This is a genomic window from Ruegeria sp. SAZA006, from assembly GCF_059613465.1.
Map to the genome: position 1 here is coordinate 71,945 of NZ_JBXWSO010000017.1, position 19,566 is coordinate 91,510.

The 19,566-nt window shown below is 59.7% G+C and carries 19 protein-coding genes and 1 tRNA gene; 10 read left to right on the top strand and 10 right to left on the bottom strand.

The genetic code is table 11. The annotated features are described in order from the left end of the window. Positions 1 to 122 precede the first annotated feature (122 nt). The 7 genes from AC2FNZ_RS18225 (at position 123) to AC2FNZ_RS18255 (ending at position 3,817) form a co-directional block, all read left to right on the top strand. Positions 123 to 713 carry a TetR/AcrR family transcriptional regulator gene (locus tag AC2FNZ_RS18225; RefSeq protein WP_496841519.1) on the top strand — a complete coding sequence of 197 codons (591 nt, stop codon included), beginning with the start codon at positions 123 to 125 and terminating at the stop codon, positions 711 to 713. Then, on the top strand, positions 710 to 979 hold the full coding sequence (locus AC2FNZ_RS18230) for a hypothetical protein (RefSeq protein ID WP_093961882.1): 270 nt from the start codon (positions 710 to 712) through the stop codon (positions 977 to 979). Before AC2FNZ_RS18225 ends, AC2FNZ_RS18230 begins: the two co-directional genes overlap by 4 nt. A gap of 9 nt (positions 980 to 988) precedes the next feature. After that, positions 989 to 1,393 carry an aromatic ring-hydroxylating oxygenase subunit alpha gene (locus AC2FNZ_RS18235; RefSeq protein WP_496841521.1) on the top strand — a complete coding sequence of 135 codons (405 nt, stop codon included), beginning with the start codon at positions 989 to 991 and terminating at the stop codon, positions 1,391 to 1,393. Between the two features lie 15 nt (positions 1,394 to 1,408). Beyond that, on the top strand, positions 1,409 to 2,152 hold the full coding sequence (locus AC2FNZ_RS18240; RefSeq protein ID WP_496841522.1) for an RHO alpha subunit C-terminal catalytic domain-containing protein: 744 nt from the start codon (positions 1,409 to 1,411) through the stop codon (positions 2,150 to 2,152). 88 nt (positions 2,153 to 2,240) lie between these two features. Next, on the top strand, positions 2,241 to 2,471 hold the full coding sequence (locus AC2FNZ_RS18245; protein WP_496841524.1) for a hypothetical protein: 231 nt from the start codon (positions 2,241 to 2,243) through the stop codon (positions 2,469 to 2,471). A 48-nt stretch (positions 2,472 to 2,519) separates the two neighbouring features. Next, positions 2,520 to 2,717 carry a hypothetical protein gene (locus AC2FNZ_RS18250; protein ID WP_496841526.1) on the top strand — a complete coding sequence of 66 codons (198 nt, stop codon included), beginning with the start codon at positions 2,520 to 2,522 and terminating at the stop codon, positions 2,715 to 2,717. A gap of 38 nt (positions 2,718 to 2,755) precedes the next feature. Then, positions 2,756 to 3,817: a 2Fe-2S iron-sulfur cluster-binding protein gene (locus AC2FNZ_RS18255; protein ID WP_496841528.1), complete on the top strand. Its 1,062-nt coding sequence runs from the start codon at positions 2,756 to 2,758 to the stop codon at positions 3,815 to 3,817. A 131-nt stretch (positions 3,818 to 3,948) separates the two neighbouring features. On the opposite strand, the gene AC2FNZ_RS18260 is transcribed toward AC2FNZ_RS18255, so the two are convergent. The 8 genes from AC2FNZ_RS18260 to AC2FNZ_RS18295 all read right to left on the bottom strand — a co-directional run bounded on the left by AC2FNZ_RS18260 (position 3,949) and on the right by AC2FNZ_RS18295 (position 13,315). Further along, positions 3,949 to 4,038 (bottom strand) — tRNA-Ser (locus AC2FNZ_RS18260). 159 nt (positions 4,039 to 4,197) lie between these two features. Beyond that, complete coding sequence (locus AC2FNZ_RS18265; protein WP_496841530.1) at positions 4,198 to 6,642, bottom strand: DUF3772 domain-containing protein; 2,445 nt, start codon at positions 6,640 to 6,642, stop codon at positions 4,198 to 4,200. Beyond that, positions 6,642 to 7,676, bottom strand: coding sequence for a cysteine synthase A (locus tag AC2FNZ_RS18270; RefSeq protein ID WP_093961878.1), 1,035 nt, complete (start codon positions 7,674 to 7,676; stop codon positions 6,642 to 6,644). Before AC2FNZ_RS18270 ends, AC2FNZ_RS18265 begins: the two co-directional genes overlap by 1 nt. Before the next feature lie 69 nt (positions 7,677 to 7,745). Continuing rightward, entirely contained in the window at positions 7,746 to 8,861 is a 1,116-nt protein-coding gene (locus AC2FNZ_RS18275; RefSeq protein WP_496841531.1) for an NUDIX domain-containing protein, read from the bottom strand. Between the two features lie 21 nt (positions 8,862 to 8,882). After that, the gene (locus AC2FNZ_RS18280; RefSeq protein WP_093961876.1) at positions 8,883 to 9,323 is read right to left on the bottom strand and encodes a TrgA family protein; all 441 of its coding nucleotides are present in this window, start codon (positions 9,321 to 9,323) and stop codon (positions 8,883 to 8,885) included. Between the two features lie 17 nt (positions 9,324 to 9,340). Beyond that, entirely contained in the window at positions 9,341 to 10,549 is a 1,209-nt protein-coding gene (locus tag AC2FNZ_RS18285) for an SAM-dependent methyltransferase (RefSeq protein WP_093961875.1), read from the bottom strand. A 69-nt stretch (positions 10,550 to 10,618) separates the two neighbouring features. Continuing rightward, on the bottom strand, positions 10,619 to 12,043 hold the full coding sequence (locus AC2FNZ_RS18290) for a cryptochrome/photolyase family protein (protein WP_496841532.1): 1,425 nt from the start codon (positions 12,041 to 12,043) through the stop codon (positions 10,619 to 10,621). A 45-nt stretch (positions 12,044 to 12,088) separates the two neighbouring features. Further along, on the bottom strand, positions 12,089 to 13,315 hold the full coding sequence (locus AC2FNZ_RS18295; protein ID WP_496841533.1) for an aminotransferase class V-fold PLP-dependent enzyme: 1,227 nt from the start codon (positions 13,313 to 13,315) through the stop codon (positions 12,089 to 12,091). Between the two features lie 257 nt (positions 13,316 to 13,572). Here AC2FNZ_RS18295 and AC2FNZ_RS18300 point away from each other — a divergent pair, with 257 nt between their 5' ends. Further along, positions 13,573 to 13,956, top strand: a complete 384-nt coding sequence (locus AC2FNZ_RS18300; RefSeq protein ID WP_496841534.1) for a VOC family protein — start codon at positions 13,573 to 13,575, stop codon at positions 13,954 to 13,956. Between the two features lie 51 nt (positions 13,957 to 14,007). Here the strand turns inward: AC2FNZ_RS18300 and AC2FNZ_RS18305 are convergent, their stop codons facing one another. Both AC2FNZ_RS18305 and pyrH read right to left on the bottom strand, forming a co-directional pair. Then, the gene (locus tag AC2FNZ_RS18305) at positions 14,008 to 15,594 is read right to left on the bottom strand and encodes a BCCT family transporter (RefSeq protein WP_496841535.1); all 1,587 of its coding nucleotides are present in this window, start codon (positions 15,592 to 15,594) and stop codon (positions 14,008 to 14,010) included. A 206-nt stretch (positions 15,595 to 15,800) separates the two neighbouring features. Beyond that, the gene (pyrH, locus tag AC2FNZ_RS18310; protein WP_093961870.1) at positions 15,801 to 16,553 is read right to left on the bottom strand and encodes a UMP kinase; all 753 of its coding nucleotides are present in this window, start codon (positions 16,551 to 16,553) and stop codon (positions 15,801 to 15,803) included. 98 nt (positions 16,554 to 16,651) lie between these two features. On the opposite strand from pyrH, the gene miaA reads away from it, so the two are divergent. Continuing rightward, on the top strand, positions 16,652 to 17,548 hold the full coding sequence (gene miaA / locus AC2FNZ_RS18315) for a tRNA (adenosine(37)-N6)-dimethylallyltransferase MiaA (RefSeq protein WP_496841536.1): 897 nt from the start codon (positions 16,652 to 16,654) through the stop codon (positions 17,546 to 17,548). A gap of 340 nt (positions 17,549 to 17,888) precedes the next feature. Next, the gene (locus AC2FNZ_RS18320; RefSeq protein ID WP_496841538.1) at positions 17,889 to 19,559 is read left to right on the top strand and encodes an ABC transporter substrate-binding protein; all 1,671 of its coding nucleotides are present in this window, start codon (positions 17,889 to 17,891) and stop codon (positions 19,557 to 19,559) included. The last annotated feature ends 7 nt before the right edge of the window (positions 19,560 to 19,566 follow it).

Consider the following 19,566-nt stretch of genomic DNA (forward strand, 5'->3'; position numbering starts at 1 on the left):
TGCCAAATCCTGAGCAGGGACAGGCTGATTTTTGCCTGCCCTCAACCCTGCTTTGTTAATTTTCATTATTGACAACTTATCCGCTGCAGTTATTTGTCAAAATTGACAATAAAGGAGCCCCAATGCCCCGGCCCACGCTCAAAGACCAACGATCCGCTGAAATACTCGATGCCTATCTGACCTGTGTGGCCCGTTTCGGATTGGAAGGCGCAACACAAGAACGCATCGCGGCAGAGGCTGGTGTCAAACGGCCCTTGTTGCGCCACTACTTGGGAAACCGGGATGACATGACGGCGGCATTGGCAGACCACGTGATCAACGCTTTTGCCGAAGTGACAGAGGCGGTCTCGGTTCAATTCGAATCGCAGGGTGAGCCATCTGAGTTGATTGATGCCCTGTTTGACGACGGGCACGGCCATGATCCCCGGCTGATGCTGGCTTGGCAAGCTTTGGCAACGGCCGCAGAACGCATTCCTGACCTGGGCCCCAAACTGTCTCACAGCTACGCAGACTTTCTGGCCGTCATCGAAGGTGTTCTGGCACGCGCATATCCATCGGCACCTCCCGAACGCATTCGGGCCGTCGCCCATGGAGTAACCGCTTGCGCTCAAAACATCGACGCGCTTGTCCCGATTTCGCCACCGGACCAGTGGCGCGACGATCTGAAAGCGGCGGCGCTGGCGTTGCTTGCAAGCTTGGAGGGTGACGCATGATCAATCTTCCCAGACTGATCAACTACGCAGCCCTACCCGTTCTTTTGGTGGCCACATGGCTGGGGCTCCAGTGGCCCTGGGGACTGGTATTCCTCTGGTGGGCCATACCTTCGATCCGCAGCGGCCAAGCTTTCCTGATCGATGCCGTCAACCGCGACACCGATCCACTCCTGTTCTGGACCGTTACTGTTCTTTGGATGGTCTTAGGCGGCCTGATGGTTACCGCCGACATCGCACCGGCCATCTATCCGGCCTGGCTGGTCTGAGAGGTTTTCATGACACGAGTGTATCACCGGCTTCCCGCCTCTGCCTATACAGCGCAGGACTGGTTCGACCGCGAGCAAGAACTGATCTTCTCTCGCACCTGGCGATATGCTGGGTTTGCCGAGGATGTACCCGAGCCCGGACATTACATCTCGGTTCAGGCGGGTTTGAACAACATCTTCGTGGTAATGGGGCGCGACCGTCGGCTGCGGGCGTTCCACAACATCTGCCGTCACCGCGGAATCCAATTGATCCGTGCAGTGGGCAAAACGCAGAAGGCACTGACCTGCCCCTATCACGATTGGACCTACGATCTGGAAGGCAACCTGATCTCAGTCCCAGATGAAAACCGCGAATATCCTGACGGCATCGACAAGTCTTGCCTCGGGCTGAAACCCGCGAGCGTCGATCTCTAGCGCGGGATGATCTTCGTGCACCCTGATCCGCAGGCGCCAAGCCTTGCGGAGTGGTTCGGGCCCGTGGATCCGTTGCTGGGCCCGCACAAGCCCGAAGAAATGGTCGAATACGGCGAAGCCCGCCAAAGCTATGAGATCCGCGCCAACTGGAAGATCGTGGTTGAGAACTACATCGACGTCTATCACCTGAGCCACCTGCATTCGAACACGCTTCACATGTATGACCATGGCCGCGCAGAATACGGCTGGGAAGGTCCACACTATCATTTTTTGGAGCCGCCCTCGTCAGACTATGCCTGCGCGCTCGAGAAAAACCTGCCCACCCCGCGGGTAATCCCGAAACCGCATATTGGCGCCTGGGTGCCGATGCTGTTTCCGGGCATTGGCTTGGCTGGCAGTGAAGACAGCTGGAACATCTTCATCATCACGCCCCTCGCGCCCGACCGAACACGTGTGGAGAACCGCACCAGATTGGCCAGCGCGTCGGCGTGGGAGTACTCGCGGCAGCAATGGTCATCTTACGCGTTCTGGCGTGACTTCGGTGGCCCCAAATACAAAAGCGACGATGCGTTGGGCAAAGATGACCCGATGGCATCGGGCGATTTCACGGCCGAAGATGTCTATGCCTGCGAACAGCAACAGAAATCCTTGGCAAGCCCGTTGTTTGAAGTCGGCCCCGCCTCTGTCGGAGAAGGCCCGGTTCTGCAGCATCAGCAAGTTGTTCTGGACTTCATGGCGAAAGCTGAGGCCGAGACATGACCAGGCCCAAAACACTCTCCCAAAATGCCCTCTCCGGGCCGGCACCAATCATCCCGCGCCCAAATGCCCAGAACCAGAAGGTCATCCTGTGAGACTTCGCATTCTTGCCACCTTGGCTGGGATCGCCCTGGCAGGCGGACTGGCTCTCGCCGCGCGCGGCAGCGACCCGAAGGTCATCGCCGAACGTCAGGTCTCTGTCCCCAACTCTCAGATCGCGTGGAGCGACTGGGATCCCGAAGCGATCCACACAATCACCGTAAAATATGGTCAGGGCCAGCCGGATGATCACTTTAGCTATTCGGTGGCAGATTGGGCCTAGCGAAAGGGCGACACCGGCTTTGAATCTGTCCTAGCGCTGCAGGGATATGTGGAAACAGACCGCGCACCCCCGCGGATCGTGACTACAGAAGAGCCGGGCAGCGCCACAGCAACAGCGGTCACCACAGTCAACTACGACTGGCAGGGTCACGCAGGTACGATGAGGCAAACCAACCGCTTTTCGCTGAAACGAAAAGGCGGAAAATGGGTGATCCGCGCGCTGGACACCACCATGGATTATCGCTGACTGAAGATGGCCGTCTTTTGCTCAGGAAAGGACCACTCGTGACCCGAAAATTTTTCCCCTTGTCCGTGGCTGAAATCCGGCCTGAAATCGGTGGCGAAGCAACCACAGTCGTGCTGGACGTACCACCCGCATTGACCGAACTGTTTCGCTGGTCCCCCGGCCAACATCTGACACTGCGCTTCGGCCTGAGCGGGAAGGAGCAGCGGCGATGCTACACCATCTCGAACCCGCCAAACGAAGCGCTGCGGATCACCGTGAAACGCGTTTCCGGGGGATTGGTGTCGAACCATATCGGCGACACCCTGCGCGCCGGAGATACGGTCGAGGCGATGCCACCCTTTGGCCGCTTCACGCTGGAACCCAACGCAACTGCACGACGTACCCACTACTTTTTTGGCGCGGGCAGCGGGCTGACGCCGCTTTATGCGATGATCCGAGCCATGCTTGATCACGAGCCACATTCCGTCGCCCATCTGATTTACGGCAACCGGTCCGAGAATGAGATTCTGTTTCGGGAAGCGCTGGACGCCCTCGTCGAGGCCAACCCATACCGGTTCACCCTGCGCCATGTCTTGTCGGCCCGATCACTGTTGAGCTGGTTCAGCCCCTGGCGAACCGGCCGCGTTGACTCGGTTGCGATCAAGGCGGCAATCGACGAGACGCCCCCCATCGCGCAGGACGTCCACTACTGGATCTGCGGCCCAGGCAGCATGAACGCAGACGTCCGGGCAGCGCTGAACGCGCTGGATGTGCCCGATGCACGCATCCACATGGAAAGCTTCGGCGCCGACCCAGTTCAGGACACGAACCAATTTGGCATGGCGGCCACAGCAAGAGTGACGCTTGATGGGGAAACCCGCGAGGTGCCCATTGAGGCCGGGCAAACGATCCTGGAGGCCGCCATCGCAGCGGGACTGGCGCCGCCCTTCAGCTGCCAGTCAGGCGTCTGCGGCGCATGCCGCGCAATTCGGACGGAGGGTCAGGTACAAATGCGGGCGCACATGGCCCTCGATCGGAACGACATCGCGCGGGGTGAAGTTCTGACCTGCCAAGCCGTCCCCAAAAGCAAAGAACTGGCCGTGCAGTTCCCCGATACGTAACAGTCTCGGTACAACCCCTCACCGCTCGGCAGTACGGATCCCAGCACACAACAAATCTTCGCCCAACGTGCCGGGGTCAAAGCAAGGCCGATCTCGCGCGGTGCGCAAAAACTGTGGGTATTCAAGGTGAATGGCGGAGAGACAGGGATTCGAACCCTGGAGACGGTTTCCCGCCTACACACTTTCCAGGCGTGCGCCTTCGACCACTCGGCCACCTCTCCGTGCCGGCGATATTTGGACCAACGAACAGGGATTTGCAAGGGCCGATTGCGTGGAAATCCAAGGGATACGCAAGTTGCCTGAAGCGCCCCCACCCCAAACGATTGAGCGGGGTCGCTTCGGTCTCGGCCAGCCGGCGAGATGGTGCTGTAGTCCTCTGACTACAGCTCTTCGCCGTTGTCTCCGTCCATGTCGGCCTCGGTCAGGCCCATCGGCGCCGAGCTTGAGTCGTCGGTCTCAACAGGTTCCTGTTGATCCGACTGTTGGGGCTTCGCTGCCTTGTTGGCAGGTTGCACCAAAACCTCGGGGTTGCGCAGCCAGAGATCGCGCTGTGCGAATGGAATCTCGATCCCCTCTTCGGTGAAGCGCCGGTTGATTTCGTGGTTCATGTCCGACTTTACGGACAGGACCCAATTCACGTCGCGCAGGATGGCTCTGATTTCGAAATCCAGCGAGTCCGCACCAAACCCCTGGAACACGACGTTGGGTGCCGGGTTGGCCAAGACCATAGGATGCTCATTCGCGATTTCGCCCAGGATCTTCTCGACCTTGCGAGTGTCAGTCCCATAGGCGACGCCAACCGGAACGATGACCCGTCCGATGGTATTGCCGCGGGTATAGTTGGTCACCACGCCGCTGATCAGGTCCGAGTTCGGAACGATCACATCGGTCCGGTCAAAGGTTTCCACCCGCGTCGAGCGTACCGAGATGTCGCGCACATAACCCATCATCCCGTTGACATCGATCCAGTCCCCTTTGGCAATCGGCCGTTCGACCAACAAGATGATGCCCGAAACAAAATTCGACACGATTGTCTGCAATCCGAAACCGATGCCCACAGACAACGCACCCGCGACGATCGCCAGTGACGACAGATCAAAGCCCGCGACAATGATCGCGGCCAGTGCTGCAAGGAAAATTCCCACATAGCCCGTGCCAGCGACGATCGCGTTCTGCCCACCCGGATCGATGCTGGTTTTGGGAAGCAACGAATTGCGCAAACCGCTCTGCAGCAGTCTGGTCAGCATGTAACCGATCGCAAACACGGCCACGAAAGTCAGGAAGTTGCTGGGCGAGATCGTCACGCCGCCGATGTCAAATCCCATCAGAAGGCGGGACCACGCCTCGCGCAGATCCGAGTCGCGCGCGCCCCAATACAGCGCCAGAATAGGCAACGACAGAATGGCCAGAGCGAACCCGACGAGCACCGAGAACAACGAGTCGCTGGCCGCGTCGCCCTGCCCCGTCAGCCAGCCATAGATCGAGCTGATGAACCGCTGGAAGATGACGATGGCCGTTATCAGGACCAGCGTTTTGACCGATGGGAACACGATCGCTTCGGCGGCATTGGTATAGCCAATGGCAGCGAGGACAACGCTTGCGATGCCCAGAAAAAACAGCGCCCGGCGGAGCAGCTCGACCAGCTGACTGAACCCGGCAGCCCGTGCTGACTGGCCCTGCTCAGTCTCATCCTCGGATCCTTCGGGGCGGCGGATTTGGCGGATCCGCAGCAGCAACAGGGCTGTCACGAGTATCACAGGGAAACTGACGACGGCGCGAGTAGCCTCTGACGTGTTTTCGATCCGTTCGAACAATTGGCCAAGTTCATGCAGGATCAGCATCAGCGCGAGCAGATCCAGATAAACCCGCAGTTCCTTGATCGTATTTGCCGACAGGACTTTGAAACCCCGTTCTTCGCCCATAAAATAGACCTGACGACCGATCCAGTCGTAAAACAGGATGATCGCGGCCCAATATGGAATTTCCTGGATCAGCAATGTGCCGCGCAACCCCGGCACTCCGGTCATGACCACGGCCTGAACGATGAGGACAACCCCGAACCACGGCAGGATGATCCGGAACAGCGACACGACGAATGTCCACACGCCTCGTCCGGAGCCTCCGAACCGCCGCAGATAGTCCCCCGCTTTCTCCGACCATGATCGCCCGAACAGCAGCAGGATCGCTGCCACCGCAAGCAGTATTCCGATGGCAAGGCCGCTCCCTTTCAGCTTTTCGCGGACAACGGCCGAACGCATGTTGGCCTTCGTCTCGTTCATCAACGCACGGCCCGCTTCGGTCACGTCCACCCAGGCAGGTGCCCAATGCGCCGGGTTGAGCGGCGATGGCCCGCGCTCAAGAAACTCTTTCCGCTGCCGTTCACGGATGATCTTATCAATTTCGCTGATCAGGCCGTTGGCGCGGCTGTAGGCCTCTTCGGAGATGATCCGCGGTACCTTCAGGCTGTTGAGTTGCTGCTCGAGGCTTTCTCGCAAGCTGGCGATGTCCTCAGGTTCCGAAGATCCGTCATCGGGTTTGGGCCCCAATGCCTTGAGCTGGCTTTCCAGCGTTTGAATGCGGTCTGTGTTCGCACTTCGCGCGCGATTGAAGTCGTCCCGATAACCACTTATTTCAGAACGCAATTTCTCCATCGAAGCATTAGATGCCCGATTGGCTTCGATCACCTTCTCGGCACGCTCGGCGGTGCTGAGCCATCCCTGGTAGTACTCGCTTTGACGGTCGGTCAGCTGCGCCGAGGCTCCGCCTGCGGCGCCAATTGCGACCACAAACGCAAATGCCAGTAAAACCAGAAACTGCCGCAGCATCATACGTCCTCAAAAACACCCGGGATGCTGCGCGGGGCCTCGGTCATCCACTCTGGAACCGGCAGTTCTTTTTCGCGCAGGAAGTCGGGGTTGAACAGTTTCGACTGGTAGCGCGTGCCATAGTCGCACAACACGGTGACGATGGTGTGACCCGGACCCATTTCCTTGGCCAGCCTCACAGCGCCGGCAATGTTGATTGCGGTGGACCCACCCATGACCAGCCCCTCTTCGCGCAGAAGATCGAAGATATAGGGCAACGCTTCATTGTCCGTAATCTGGTAGGCGTGGTCGGGCTTGAACCCTTCAAGGTTTTTGGTGATGCGGACCTGGCCGATCCCCTCGGCGATCGAGCCACCCTCCATCGCGATTTCACCCGTCGTGTAATAGGAATAGAGACCCGCGCCCATTGGATCGGCGATACCGATCTTGACGCCCTTGGGCTGCAAAGCCTCGGCCACACCGGCCAGCGTTCCGCCCGATCCGACCGCGCAGATGAATCCATCGACCTTGCCGTCGGTCTGCTCCCAGATTTCCGGCCCAGTGGTCTCGACATGCGCCCGACGGTTCGCGACGTTGTCGAACTGGTTTGCCCAGATCGCGCCATTGGGTTCGGTCTTGGCCAACTGCTCGGCCAGCCGCCGCGAGTAATGCACAAAATTGTTGGGATTCCGGTAGGGTGCGGCGGGAACCTGAACCAGTTGAGCCCCGGCAAGGCGCAGCATGTCCTTCTTCTCTTCCGATTGGGTTTCCGGGATGACGATCACGGTTTTGAACCCCATCGACGCGCCGACCAGCGCCAGACCAATGCCCGTGTTGCCCGCGGTCCCCTCGACAATCGTCCCGCCGGGCTTGAGATCGCCGCGCGCAATGGCGTCGCGAATGATGAACAGCGCCGCGCGATCCTTGACCGACTGACCGGGGTTCATGAACTCGGCCTTCCCAAGGATTTCGCACCCGGTTTCTTCGCTGACACGGCGCAGCCGGATCAACGGAGTTTTTCCTACGGCGTCAGCAAGGTCTCGTGCAATGCGCATGGCACCCTCTTGTAAATTGGCGTTTTCGCAGATGTACAGGTGCCCTGCGCCGACCACAAGGCGGGATAGTCATCCCCGCAACCGATCGCGGTTGCGTGCCAACCAATGCGCCAAGGACAATAGAGGAAGGTCCTTGAAGACATGCCGGTCAACCATATCCATGAATTCGGCATACGGCAGAATCCTGCTGCGAATGTCCTCCCCCTCGGTTGCTAAGCCACCATTGTTGATCGAGGCGGTCAGGTCTCCAATCCCAACATAAAGGTGGATGTATTCAGTGGACGATCCGCTCGAAGAATAGGCACCGCCTGCATATTCGAGCCGCGAGAACGAGACCTGCGCCTCCTCCATGGCTTCCCTGTGGGCTGCCTGTTCAAGGGTTTCTCCGGGATCGATCATGCCGGCGACCGGCTCCCACATCCAAGGCTCGGGGTCGCCGATCAAGAAAACCGGGGTTCGGAACTGCTCAACCAAAAGGACCGTATCGCGCAGGGGATCATACGGCAGCACCACGACCGCAGCACCCTGCATCAAACCATTCCGATTGAGAACCGGCCCCATCGACCCATCGTATCGGCGGTGCTGCAGTTCGATTTCTTCCATCCCGAAATAGTCGATGTATGCGCGCGTGTGGCGGTGCACGATCACATCATCGCGGACACTGCGACCATCCCCGGTTCTCCGTTGCTGGGCCGCAAGCTTGGCCCAGGCCCGGGTGCGAATGGCTGGAAAGCTGCGCGCGATCCGAGAGGCATCGACCTTGCCGAAATACCCCATGACCTCATCCGCAGCCAAAAGGGTCATCGCGCCCCACTCGGACACCCACTGTTCCAACGACCAGGGATCGGCCGGCGTCCATAACCCGGGAGCGGGAAAGAAGACTTGGGCGGAAACGCTCGGTCCGCTCTCAAGGACGACCTCTTTGACGTGCAGGTCATAGTCGAACCCACCTTCGTAGAAGGCCAACCGTTCGATGTCTTGCGCAGTTAGGTTCTGCACCAAGATACCCCGTGCCGCTGCGCCGGGCGCCTCAAGGATCATCGGAAAGGCCTGGTCCTGCACCGCGTGAACCGCATGGTCCGGCAGCATCGCCGGCTCGGCCGCAAGATCCTGTCCCGAGCGACCCAAAACAAGTTCAAGCAGCGGCAAATACCGCAATGTGCCGTAGAAAAACAGATTGGTCATCGTAGGCTCGTGACTAGGGCGTCAGTTCCAGCGCCGCGAGGCGCCTTCGGTAAACAGGCCGGAAAGCAGCGCACCAATCGCCAAGGTCGCGATGATCTCGGGCGAGATCAGTTGCTTGCCGAAATCCACACCGATCTGGAAAATGGCCAGCAATGCCTCGAATGGCCCGTCATATCGGTGACGCATCGCAAGCCGGAACATCTCGTACGTGCCCTGGACGAACAGGCCCCAAAACACCAGAGAAACCACTCCGGTCAGGCCATTGTTCACGGCTGCAGTCCAGCCGCGGCCCGCCCGTTTGCCCATGATGACCCAACCACACAAAAAACCAAGGACCAGGTTCACATAGGTAAAGTAGCCGTAGTCCTTTCCCTCTTCGCCGTTGTCGATGATCATGCCGGACACAAGGAAAGCCACCACCATAAGACTGAGCGCGGCAACAAGACGTGAGGCTGTCGGCATTCCGATATTTCCGTGTGTTAGTTGGGTTTTGCTACGGTGATCTGTGTCACATCGCAATTGCCCGTGTCAAAGGCTGCGCCGCAGGCGGTCAAATAATAATTCCACATGCGGCGGAAACGCTCATCAAAGCCCATCGCAGCCACCTGGTCCCATTTGTCGTTGAACGTATCGTACCAACGCCGCAGGGTCAGGTCATAGCTTGGGCCAAACTCCTTCGACTTGACCACATCGAGACCGGCCTGCTGGATTTCCTGCCTCAGCACAGTCGGAGCCGGTAACATGCCGCCCGGAAAGATGTATTTCTGAATAAAATCAACGCCGTTTTTGTAAACGTCCCAGCGGCGGTCGGCCACTGTGATGATCTGAAGCGTGGCCCGTGCGCCTGGCTTCAGCCGGTCGCGGACCGTTTGAAAATAGACCGGCCAGTACTTTTGCCCAACGGCCTCGAACATCTCGATCGACGCAATGCCGTCATACTGCCCACGCTCGTCGCGATAGTCCTGCAGCTTGAAGGTCACCTTGTCGGAAAGTCCAGCTTTTTCTATGCGTTGTGTCGCATACTTCAACTGTTCCTGGCTGATGGTCAGGCCTGTGACCCTCAGGTCTCTTTCCTTGGCGGCGTATTCGGCAAAGCCACCCCAACCGCAGCCGATTTCAAGGATGTGGTCGCCCGGTTTTGCTCCCATCTCGTCGACCAGGCTGGCATATTTGGCCGTCTGAGCCTTTTCCAAGCTTTCCTGGCCAGTTTCGAACAGCGCGCTGGAGTAGGTCATCGTCTCGTCCAGCCACAGGCTGTAGAAATCATTGCCCAGATCGTAGTGGTACGAAATGTTCTTTTTGGCCTGTTTTCGGTTGTTCCGGTGCAGCCAGAACCGCAGGCGTTCATAGGCCTGAACCAAGAATTTGCCAGTGAAATCATCATAGACCGTCTCGGTGCCCAGATGGACAAGATCCATGAAGGCGCGCAGGTCAGGTGTGCTCCACCCACCTTCAAGGTAGGCGTCGGAAAAGCCGAGCTCGCCTTCACGGATCAACCGGGCGAACACATCCGGGTCGTGAATATCGACGCGGGCGACAGGTCCGGGTTTGGCACCTTCGTTGCGAAACACGCGCCCGTCCGGCAGCGCGATGTCCAGCCGTCCGGACTCCATTCGCTGCAGCATCTTGAAGACCTGCGAAAAATATCTGGGCAGGTTTTTTTGCCCCTCTGTCGTCGTCAGGATCATCCGCTCTCCCCTGTGCGGTGGTCGGAGCAGGCTAGGACGGGATTCCGTTTCTGGCAAGTTTTCAATTCCTTACTGGTGTTTTCGGCCTTCGTAGGCGGCAAGCGCCCGCTGACGCCCAACCTTCAGATCAACGACCGGATCAGGATAGGCATCCGTCGGAGACAGTCCCCACGACACCGGCACCGCATCGAAATAGGCAAGCGCCGTCTCGGGCGGGTTCTTTTGTCCTTCGGCCAGCCATCGGCGCACATAGGCGCCCGTCGGGTCAAACTTCTCGGCTTGGGTCTGCGGGTTGAAGATACGAAAGAACGGCGAGGCATCCGGCCCCGACCCCGCAACCCACTGCCAACCCATGGCATTCGCCGCCGGATCCCAATCGACCAGACAGTCCGCAAACCAATCCATGCCGATCTTCCAGTGCGTCATCAGGTGCTTGGTCAGGTAGCTGGCGACGATCATGCGGACGCGGTTGTGCATCCGCCCGGTGACGTACATCTGCCGTAGGCCCGCATCTATCACCGGTATCCCCGTTCGCGCCATCGTCCAGGCTCGAACTTCGGGGGTGTCGGCGTCTGTGTTCCACGGAAACGCATCCCATTCCGGCTTCCAGTTTGCGCTCAGTAGATGCGGTGTGTGGTACATCAAGTGATATGCGAACTCGCGCCAGACGAGTTGGCGCAAGAAGCCCTCGGCCCCGGACGAGCCGGAAAACCCTGTGCTCTGCACCCGGTGCCAAATGGTTGCCGAGCTGATCTCGCCCAACGAAAGGTACTCGGACAGTCCGGACGTTCCGTCATCGCCCAGATCGTCGCGTTTTGCGGGATACGCGTCGAGCCGTTCGGTGAATTCGTCCAGCTGCGCAAATGCGGCGGCTTCACCCGGTTCGACATGAGCCCGCACGACCGCTGCGCCACGACGCATATCCGCGCCAAGGTTCCAGGCCTCAAGCACGTCCGACTGCGGCCATGATCGGGGTGCCGCGATCCGGGAGGGTGCCGACTTGGGAGCATCAACCTCTCTCCCGCGCACAGCCCGCCACATGGGCGTAAAAACACGAAACGGCTGACCCGCCTGTGTGGCGACCGTCCATGGCTCGAACAAAAGATGCCCGGCAAAGGACTTGGCGGTTACGCCCTGCGCGGACAACGCAGCCTTTATCTGAGTGTCACGCCCGATGGATTCGGGATCATAGGCCCGCGACCAATAGACGTCAGTTGCCCCCGTTTCCCGTATCAGGTCTTCAAGCGCGGCCAGCGCCGGGCCGCTTCGCAGGATCAGCTTGCTGCCCTTGCGCTCGAGGCTGTCTGACAATGCGGAAAGGCCGAGGCCCAGCCGCCATTTCGGAGCCGCGCCCAAGTCATCGACCAGCTGATCGCGCAGGAAAACAGGAATCACTGGTCGGCCTGTCTGCGCGGCCGCAGCCAAAGCCGGATGGTCACTCAGGCGCAGATCACGCCGGAACCACAAAATGATTGGTGACTGCTCTTTGTCCATTTCCGCCCCGTTTTCATAAGTCTACGGGGCGGAACTGTTACCGGATCACAAAACCCGGTCAAATGCTTCGAGCAATTGGTCGATCTCGTTTCGCGAGGTGTAGTGGGTGAAACTGACCCGTAGAACACCTTGCCCCAGATCGACACCCATGGCGGTCAGCGGGCGAACCGCATAGAAATCACCACCGCCGGCCATGATGCCGTGTTCGGACAGATCAGCCGCCACGCTTTCGGCGTTGCGGTTGACGGCCAAGGCCACGGTCGGAGCCCGTCGTTCGGCATCGGACGGGCCGATCAGGCGCACCGCGTTGCGATCCTTGAGCGCGTCCAGAACCGGCTGCAGAAGCTCAACTTCGTGCGCACGCATCAGGTCGTGGACAAACGCACCACGCGCAGAAGCCCCCGAGGATGGGCCGCCGTGGTGGTCGCAGAGTTGTTCGACATAGTCGGCCATGCCGGCGCTGGCGGCAATCTGAGCATGGTCCGGTCCGGCCGGCGTGAACCGCTTGTACAGCACGTCTCCGTTGAAGAAATGCCCCTGATTGGGCAGCAACTCGCCCAGCGTGCGCCGGAGCACCATGCAGCCCTGATGCGGTCCGTAGGTCTTGTAGGCAGAGAACAGGTAGATATCCGGCCCAAGGTCCCCCACGTTCGGGAAGCCGTGCGGTGCGTAGGAAACACCATCCACGCAGACAAATGCCCCGGCCGCATGCGCGATCGCAGTGATTTCGGTGACCGGGTTGATCTCGGCGATAACGTTCGAACAGTGGGGAAAGCAGACCAGCCGCACCTTGTCGTCCAGCAGGTTTTCCAGATCGGACGGATTCAGCGAACCGGTTTCCGGGTCGATTTCCCATTCGCGAACCTCGATGCCGTCCTCGGCAAGGCGCCGCCAGGGGCCCGAGTTGGCTTCATGGTCCTGGTTGGTCACCACGATCGCTTCACCCGGCTTCATCCACTGCCGAAATGCCTGCGCCAGTACGTAGGTGTTCTGCGTGGTCGAAGGGCCAAAGCTCAGTTCGTCGGTGTCCACGCCCAGCAGAGCCGCCATCCGGGCACGTGCCTCGTCCATCTCTTCGCCCGCCAGACGGCTGGCCTCGTAGGGCGCATATGGCTGAACCTTGCGCTGGGTATAGAAGCGGGTCAGCCGATCCAGAACGGGTTTGCAGGTATAGGAGCCGCCCGCGTTCTCAAAGAATGCCTGCCCTTTCAGGCTGGGTTCGGAAAAAGCCGGAAACTGCGCCCGAACGAAATCGATATCCAGAGTGCCCATCGCACAATCCTTCTGTTGTCATGCCCAATGTTCCGAAGTTCCGCCCGCGCATGACACCGGACAACTCCGATACATGGCAGGTCTTCCAGCCAGCCGCGGGTATCGCCGTGGCAGTTCGGCAGCCCGCACGGGGATGACGGGACCAAACGCCGTCAGTTAGCCCGGCCAACCCCGCGCGGTCAAGCCGGGCGTCTGATGCCAGCTTCTGTCATCAGCGCATGCCAAACTCGCGGCACTCAAGACAAGAGAGGTCAAAGATGAGTTATCTTCCAAAGGATTTTCTGGTGTGGGGCGAACTGCCCGTTTCCGACTTGGACAAGGCGGTAGAATTCTATGCCCACGCCACGGGGGCAGAACTTGCGGTCGACACATCCGGCCCGAACCCCATGGCCATGTTCCGCCCCGCTGACCCGGCAACGGGCGTGGCCTTGCATCTGTATCCGGGTAAGCCAGCAAAAGATGGTACCGGTCCGACCCTTCATCTGGCGGCAGAGGGCACGGCTGAAGAGATCATGGCCAGAGTCAAGAATGCCGGAGGTCAGGTTGTCTCGGATCCGATCCAGATCCCGGCCGGTCGGTTCTTCTATGCGGTCGATCCCGACGGCAATTCGGTCGGCTTCTTCGAAGGCAGTCAGAAATGAAAAGAAAGGCCCCGGTGACGTCACCGGGGCCCTCTGTCAGTGGCGGTACGCTCAGTTGCGTCGGCGTTCGTTCACCAGACCGATGAAGATGGACACGCACATCAAGACCAGCACGATCGCAAAGGGAAAGCCGGTGGCAATGGCCGCGGCCTGCAATGCGCCGAGCCCACCGCCCAGCAGCAGTACGACCGCGATGGCCCCTTCCAGCACGCACCAAAATACGCGCTGAGCCGTCGGAGCGTCGGTCTTGCCGCCCGCCGTTATGGTGTCGATCACCAGCGAACCCGAATCCGAGCTTGTGACGAAGAACACAACCACCAGAACGATACCGACGAACGACAGCAGACCAGCCATCGGGAAGGCCTCGAACATCTTGAACATCTTCAGTTCCAGCGCCGCATCGGTCAGAGCCTGCCCATTGCCGGACATGACCTGATCCAGAGCAGCTCCGCCGAAAACGCTCATCCAAAGGGCGCCGACCAGCGTCGGGATCAGGATGACACAGGTCACGAACTCGCGGATCGTGCGCCCGCGCGATATACGTGCGATGAACATGCCGACGAACGGTGACCAGGAGATCCACCACGCCCAGTAGAAGGTGGTCCAGCCCTGCATGAAGTTCGTGTCTTCGCGACCGATCCAATTGGACAGGCCCGGCAGCGCGACGACATATTCGATCATGCTGTCGAAGAAGCCGGTCAGGATCGCCATGGTCGGCCCCACGATCAAGACCAGCAACAAAAGCAGCGCCGCCAGCACCATGTTGGCCTCGGACAGGCGTTTGACCCCTTTGTCCAGTCCGGCGATCACAGAGATCAGGGCGAAGACCGTGATCAAGCCGATCAACAGCACTTTCATCCCGTCCGTCACCGGAACATCAAACAGATAATTCAAACCGGCCAGCGCCTGTGTCGCCCCCAAGCCGAGCGAGGTCGCCAGGCCGAAGATGGTCGCAAAGACCGCAAGCACATCGATGACATGCCCCAGCGGGCCCCAAGTGGCCTCGCCGAACAGCGGGTAAAAGACCGAACGCATCGTCAAGGGCAGCCCGCGATTGAAGCTGAAGAATGCCAAGGCCAGCGCAACAACCGCATAGATCGCCCAAGGGTGCATGCCCCAATGAAAGATCGTGGCTGCCATCGCCAGCTTCCGCGATGCGTCGGGATCCTCCAGCCCGGCGCCCAACGGTGCCCAGTCGGTGCGCAGGCCGTCCTCGCCCACGGCGACACCACCAAGTGATGCGCCATAGTGCGAGATCGGCTCGGCCACACCCCAGAAAACAAGCCCGATCCCCATGCCAGCGGCGAACAGCATCGAGAACCAACCCGCATAGCTGTAGTCCGGTTTCGCATCGTCGCCGCCCAACCTGATCTTGCCCAGCGGCGTCACGATCAGCAGCAACGAAAACACGACGAAGATGTTGGCCGAAAGCATGAATACCCAGTCGAACCGGTTGGTCAGCGCGGGGCGCAACCAGCCGAAGAAATCGGCAGCCTGCTCGCGGAAAACCAACGAAAAGAAGACGAAGGCGATGATGGTCAGGCCAGACACGGCAAAAACCGGATTGTGAATATCCAGCCCCATGACCTGGATATTGTCCTGGCCGACCTCGTAGTCGGCATCTGAATTGTCGGACATTCTCTCTCCTCTCACTTTAATGCGCTTTTGATCAGGGAAAGATCGCTTTTTCGGTCAGCCGCCAGAGACTTTCCGGCGGGCAAAAGCGACACGCATACCGGTCACACCGAGCATTTTCAGCGGACCGGAAGGCGTTGGGTTACCTAACGTCCGAACCGAGTCGGGCGCCAGGCAAACTAATGTGGGCTGTTCGGTCGGACCTTTGGCTAGCCTTGAACCTTGGTATAGGTCCCCTCGCCTGCCAGAATTCCGCGGAACCCGCCGGGCTCGTCCAACCCGAATACGATCAGCGGCAGATTGTTGTCGCGCGCCAGAGCGATAGCCGAAGCATCCATGACCTTCAAACGCTTGGCGAGAACGTCGTCATAGGTCACCGAGTCATAGCGGACGGCATCGGCATGGATCTTGGGGTCCTTGTCATACACGCCGTCGACACCGTTCTTGCCCATGAAGATCGCCTCGCAGGCCATTTCGTTGGCGCGCAGCGTCGCGGCGGTATCGGTGGTGAAGTACGGGTTGCCGGTTCCAGCCGCAAAAATGCACACCCGCTTCTTTTCAAGGTGCCGAACGGCGCGGCGGCGGATGTAGGGTTCGCACACCTCGTCCATCCGGATGGCCGAGATCACCCGTGTGAATACGCCCAGCCCTTCAAGCGCGGACTGCATCGCCAGCGCGTTCATCACCGTGGCCAACATGCCCATGTAGTCGGCCGTCGTCCGCTCCATCCCCTGGGCCGAGCCCGACAGGCCGCGAAAGATGTTGCCGCCGCCGATGACCATGCAGATCTCGACGCCCAGATCATGAACCGACTTCACCTCTTGCGCGATGCGTTGAACGGTCGGGGGATGCAACCCGAATCCCTGATCCCCCATCAGCGCCTCGCCCGAGATTTTCAACATGACGCGTTTGTATGTCGTCTTGGGGGTTTCATCGGTTGTGTTGGTGGCAGAAAGGGTCATGTTGCGCTCCGGGCTGGCACGATTTTGTTTTCCGGCGCAAAATGAAGCAAAACCACCGCGGGTTCAATGCGGATGGTCAAGGAACAGGGCAAACACTCATGGCTGAAAACACAGCGCGCAATTTGCTGAACAGTCTTCCGCCCATTCCCGACGATCTTCCGGTCCTCATCATGGGGCCGACCGCATCGGGCAAATCGGCTCTTGCACTGGAGATCGCCGAACACTCGGGCGGGATCATCGTCAATGCGGATGCCAGCCAGATTTACGACTGCTGGCGCATCATTTCCGCGCGACCCTCGATCGACGAAGAAGCTCGGGCTCCACACGCTCTCTATGGCCATGTCGCTTTTGATCAAGACTATTCGGCCGGCCACTGGCTGCGCGAGGTGCGGACTTATTTGTCAGGACCGCAGCGTCCGATCATCGTGGGCGGTACGGGCCTTTACTTTTCGACCTTGACGGAAGGTATGGCGGACATCCCGGCAACGCCGCCCGAGTTGCGCAAGACTGCGGACGCGATCCCCCTGCCCGAGCTTCTGGCCGGGATTGATCCAAGGACACGGGACCGGATCGACACGCGCAACCGCGCCCGTGTGCAACGGGCCTGGGAGGTCGAGCAAGCCACGGGCCGGACATTGGCGGATTGGCAGGACGACACGCCGCCACCGCTGCTGCCCCTGGATCAAGCGTTTCCAATCGTCGTGACGCCCGAGCGAGACTGGCTGATCACGCGCATCAATTCGCGCTTTGACCAGATGTTGCAGGCGGGTGCCCTGGACGAAGTTGCGGCGATGCGCGACAGGTACGACCCGAACCTGCCCTCATGCAAGGCCATCGGAGTACCTGAGTTGATGGCCCACATCGAAGGGCGGATGACCTTGGCCGACGCCCGCGAAAGAGCAACGATTGCGACACGCCAATACGCCAAACGCCAGCGCACGTGGTGCCGTGCCCGGATGAAGCAATGGCATAACGTCGATCCGAGCCATGGCTGAGTGAATCACTGACATCGCGCCAAAACCTCGTCCGAAGTCGTTTATTTTCAGCCACATAAGGGATTCTGGGCCGAAACCCGTCGGAAAAGGGAATCACAAGTTCCAGAATCAGACTTGCCGATACCAGCCCCGGCGGCCACGGCTCAGGTTTCTCTGCAAATGTCGTTTTTGTGCACTTGATGACGATTTCGAACATTGACCTAAATTGGAATCTGGTGCCGAATGAACGCATGGGGATGCACAGAATTCAAAAAACCACATCCAAAATGACCTTGCTCGGCGCTGTCTGGCTTCGACGGGGACCAACAAACACCCATAATAATCTCACAGGGAGACATCCATGAAAACCAAGACATTGACCGGAGCACCGATGCACTGGGCTGCCGAAATGCACGCCCAGGAATATCGGGACGGCAAGCTGAGCCGCCGCGAGTTTCTGACGCGCACGACCAGCCTTGGTGTCACTGCCGCGGCCGCCTACGGCATGGTCGGCCTGACCGCGCCCGCCAAGGCGGCGGGTGAAGACGCCAAGAAAGAAGGTGGCACCCTGCGCGTTCAGCAGGAAGTTCGCGCGCTGAAGGATCCGCGCACCTATGACTGGTCGCAGATAGCCAACGTCACCCGTGGCACGCTGGAATACCTGGTCGAGTACAACTCGGACGGCACATTCCGCGGCATGCTGCTGGAGGGCTGGGAAGTCAACGACGATGCGACCGTCTACACGCTGAAGGTCCGTCAGGGCGTCAAGTGGAACAACGGTGACGATTTCACCGCCGAAGACGTGGCACGCAACATCGCGCGCTGGTGCGACAAGAGCTCGGAAACGAACTCGATGGCAGGCCGTTTTGCCACGCTGGTCGACGCAGATACCGGCCAGGCAATCGAAGGCGCGATCGAGGTTGTGGACTCGCACACCGTCAAGCTGAACCTGCCGAACTCGGACATCTCGTTGATCCCGGGCATGGCAGACTATCCGGCCGCGATCATCCACAGCTCGTTCAGCGAAACGGACTTGACAAACAATGTCGGCACGGGCCCCTACCTGATCGAAGAGCTGGAAGTGGGCGTGAAGGCCGTGCTGGTGCGGAACGAGAACCACACCTGGTGGGGCGAAGACGTCTTCGGTCGTCCGGCCCTGGATCGCATTGAGTACATCGACTACGGCACCGATCCGTCGGCATGGCTGGCGGCTCTGGAATCGGACGAAGTCGACATGCTGTATGAATCGGTTGGTGAATTCATCGACGTGATGGACAGCCTTGGCTACGTGAAGTCCGAGGTTGTCACGATGAACACCATCGTGATCCGCCCGAACCAGCTTGCGGAAGTGGACGGTAAGAAGGTCTATGCCGACAAACGTGTGCGTCAGGCGCTGCAGATGGCCGTGGACAACTCGGTCTGCCTCGAGCTTGGCTACGGTGGTCGCGGCTCGCCTGCAGAAAACCACCACGTTGGTCCGATCCACCCGGATTACTACGAACTGCCGCCGCAGAAAGTTGACCCGGAAGGTGCGCGCAAGCTGATGGAAGAGGCCGGCATGGCCGATTTCGAACACGAGCTGATCTCGATCGACGACGACTGGCGCCGCAACACCACCGATGCCGTGGCAGCCCAGCTGCGCGACGCGGGCATCAAGGTCAAGCGGACGGTTCTGCCGGGCAACACGTTCTGGAACGACTGGGCAAAATATCCCTACAGCTCGACCAACTGGAACCACCGTCCGCTGGGCGTTCAGATCTGGGCACTGGCCTACCGCACCGGCGAGGCCTGGAACGAATTCGGCTGGTCCAATGCCGAGTTTGACGCCCTTCTGACCGAAGCTCTGGCCATTGCCGATGCCGACAAGCGCCGCGAAATCGTGGCCAAGGGCGAAGCAATGATCCAGGAAGAAGGCGTCACCATCCAGCCCTATTGGCGGTCGCTGTACCGTCACATGAAGGACGGTCTGGTCGGAACCGACATGCATGTGTCGTTCGAACACCATCACTACAAATGGGGTTGGGCGGCCTGATCCCGAC

What these genes read in the sequence shown, in the direction of transcription:
- AC2FNZ_RS18225 (WP_496841519.1), top strand. Translation starts at nt 123, where the DNA reads ATGCCCCGGCCCACGCTCAAAGACCAACGATCCGCTGAAATACTCGAT.
- AC2FNZ_RS18230 (WP_093961882.1), top strand. Translation starts at nt 710, where the DNA reads ATGATCAATCTTCCCAGACTGATCAACTACGCAGCCCTACCCGTTCTT.
- AC2FNZ_RS18235 (WP_496841521.1), top strand. Translation starts at nt 989, where the DNA reads ATGACACGAGTGTATCACCGGCTTCCCGCCTCTGCCTATACAGCGCAG.
- AC2FNZ_RS18265 (WP_496841530.1), bottom strand. Translation starts at nt 6,642, where the DNA reads ATGCTGCGGCAGTTTCTGGTTTTACTGGCATTTGCGTTTGTGGTCGCA.
- AC2FNZ_RS18270 (WP_093961878.1), bottom strand. Translation starts at nt 7,676, where the DNA reads ATGCGCATTGCACGAGACCTTGCTGACGCCGTAGGAAAAACTCCGTTG.
- AC2FNZ_RS18275 (WP_496841531.1), bottom strand. Translation starts at nt 8,861, where the DNA reads ATGACCAATCTGTTTTTCTACGGCACATTGCGGTATTTGCCGCTGCTT.
- AC2FNZ_RS18280 (WP_093961876.1), bottom strand. Translation starts at nt 9,323, where the DNA reads ATGCCGACAGCCTCACGTCTTGTTGCCGCGCTCAGTCTTATGGTGGTG.
- AC2FNZ_RS18285 (WP_093961875.1), bottom strand. Translation starts at nt 10,549, where the DNA reads ATGATCCTGACGACGACAGAGGGGCAAAAAAACCTGCCCAGATATTTT.
- AC2FNZ_RS18290 (WP_496841532.1), bottom strand. Translation starts at nt 12,043, where the DNA reads ATGGACAAAGAGCAGTCACCAATCATTTTGTGGTTCCGGCGTGATCTG.
- AC2FNZ_RS18295 (WP_496841533.1), bottom strand. Translation starts at nt 13,315, where the DNA reads ATGGGCACTCTGGATATCGATTTCGTTCGGGCGCAGTTTCCGGCTTTT.
- AC2FNZ_RS18300 (WP_496841534.1), top strand. Translation starts at nt 13,573, where the DNA reads ATGAGTTATCTTCCAAAGGATTTTCTGGTGTGGGGCGAACTGCCCGTT.
- AC2FNZ_RS18305 (WP_496841535.1), bottom strand. Translation starts at nt 15,594, where the DNA reads ATGTCCGACAATTCAGATGCCGACTACGAGGTCGGCCAGGACAATATC.
- pyrH (WP_093961870.1), bottom strand. Translation starts at nt 16,553, where the DNA reads ATGACCCTTTCTGCCACCAACACAACCGATGAAACCCCCAAGACGACA.
- miaA (WP_496841536.1), top strand. Translation starts at nt 16,652, where the DNA reads ATGGCTGAAAACACAGCGCGCAATTTGCTGAACAGTCTTCCGCCCATT.
- AC2FNZ_RS18320 (WP_496841538.1), top strand. Translation starts at nt 17,889, where the DNA reads ATGAAAACCAAGACATTGACCGGAGCACCGATGCACTGGGCTGCCGAA.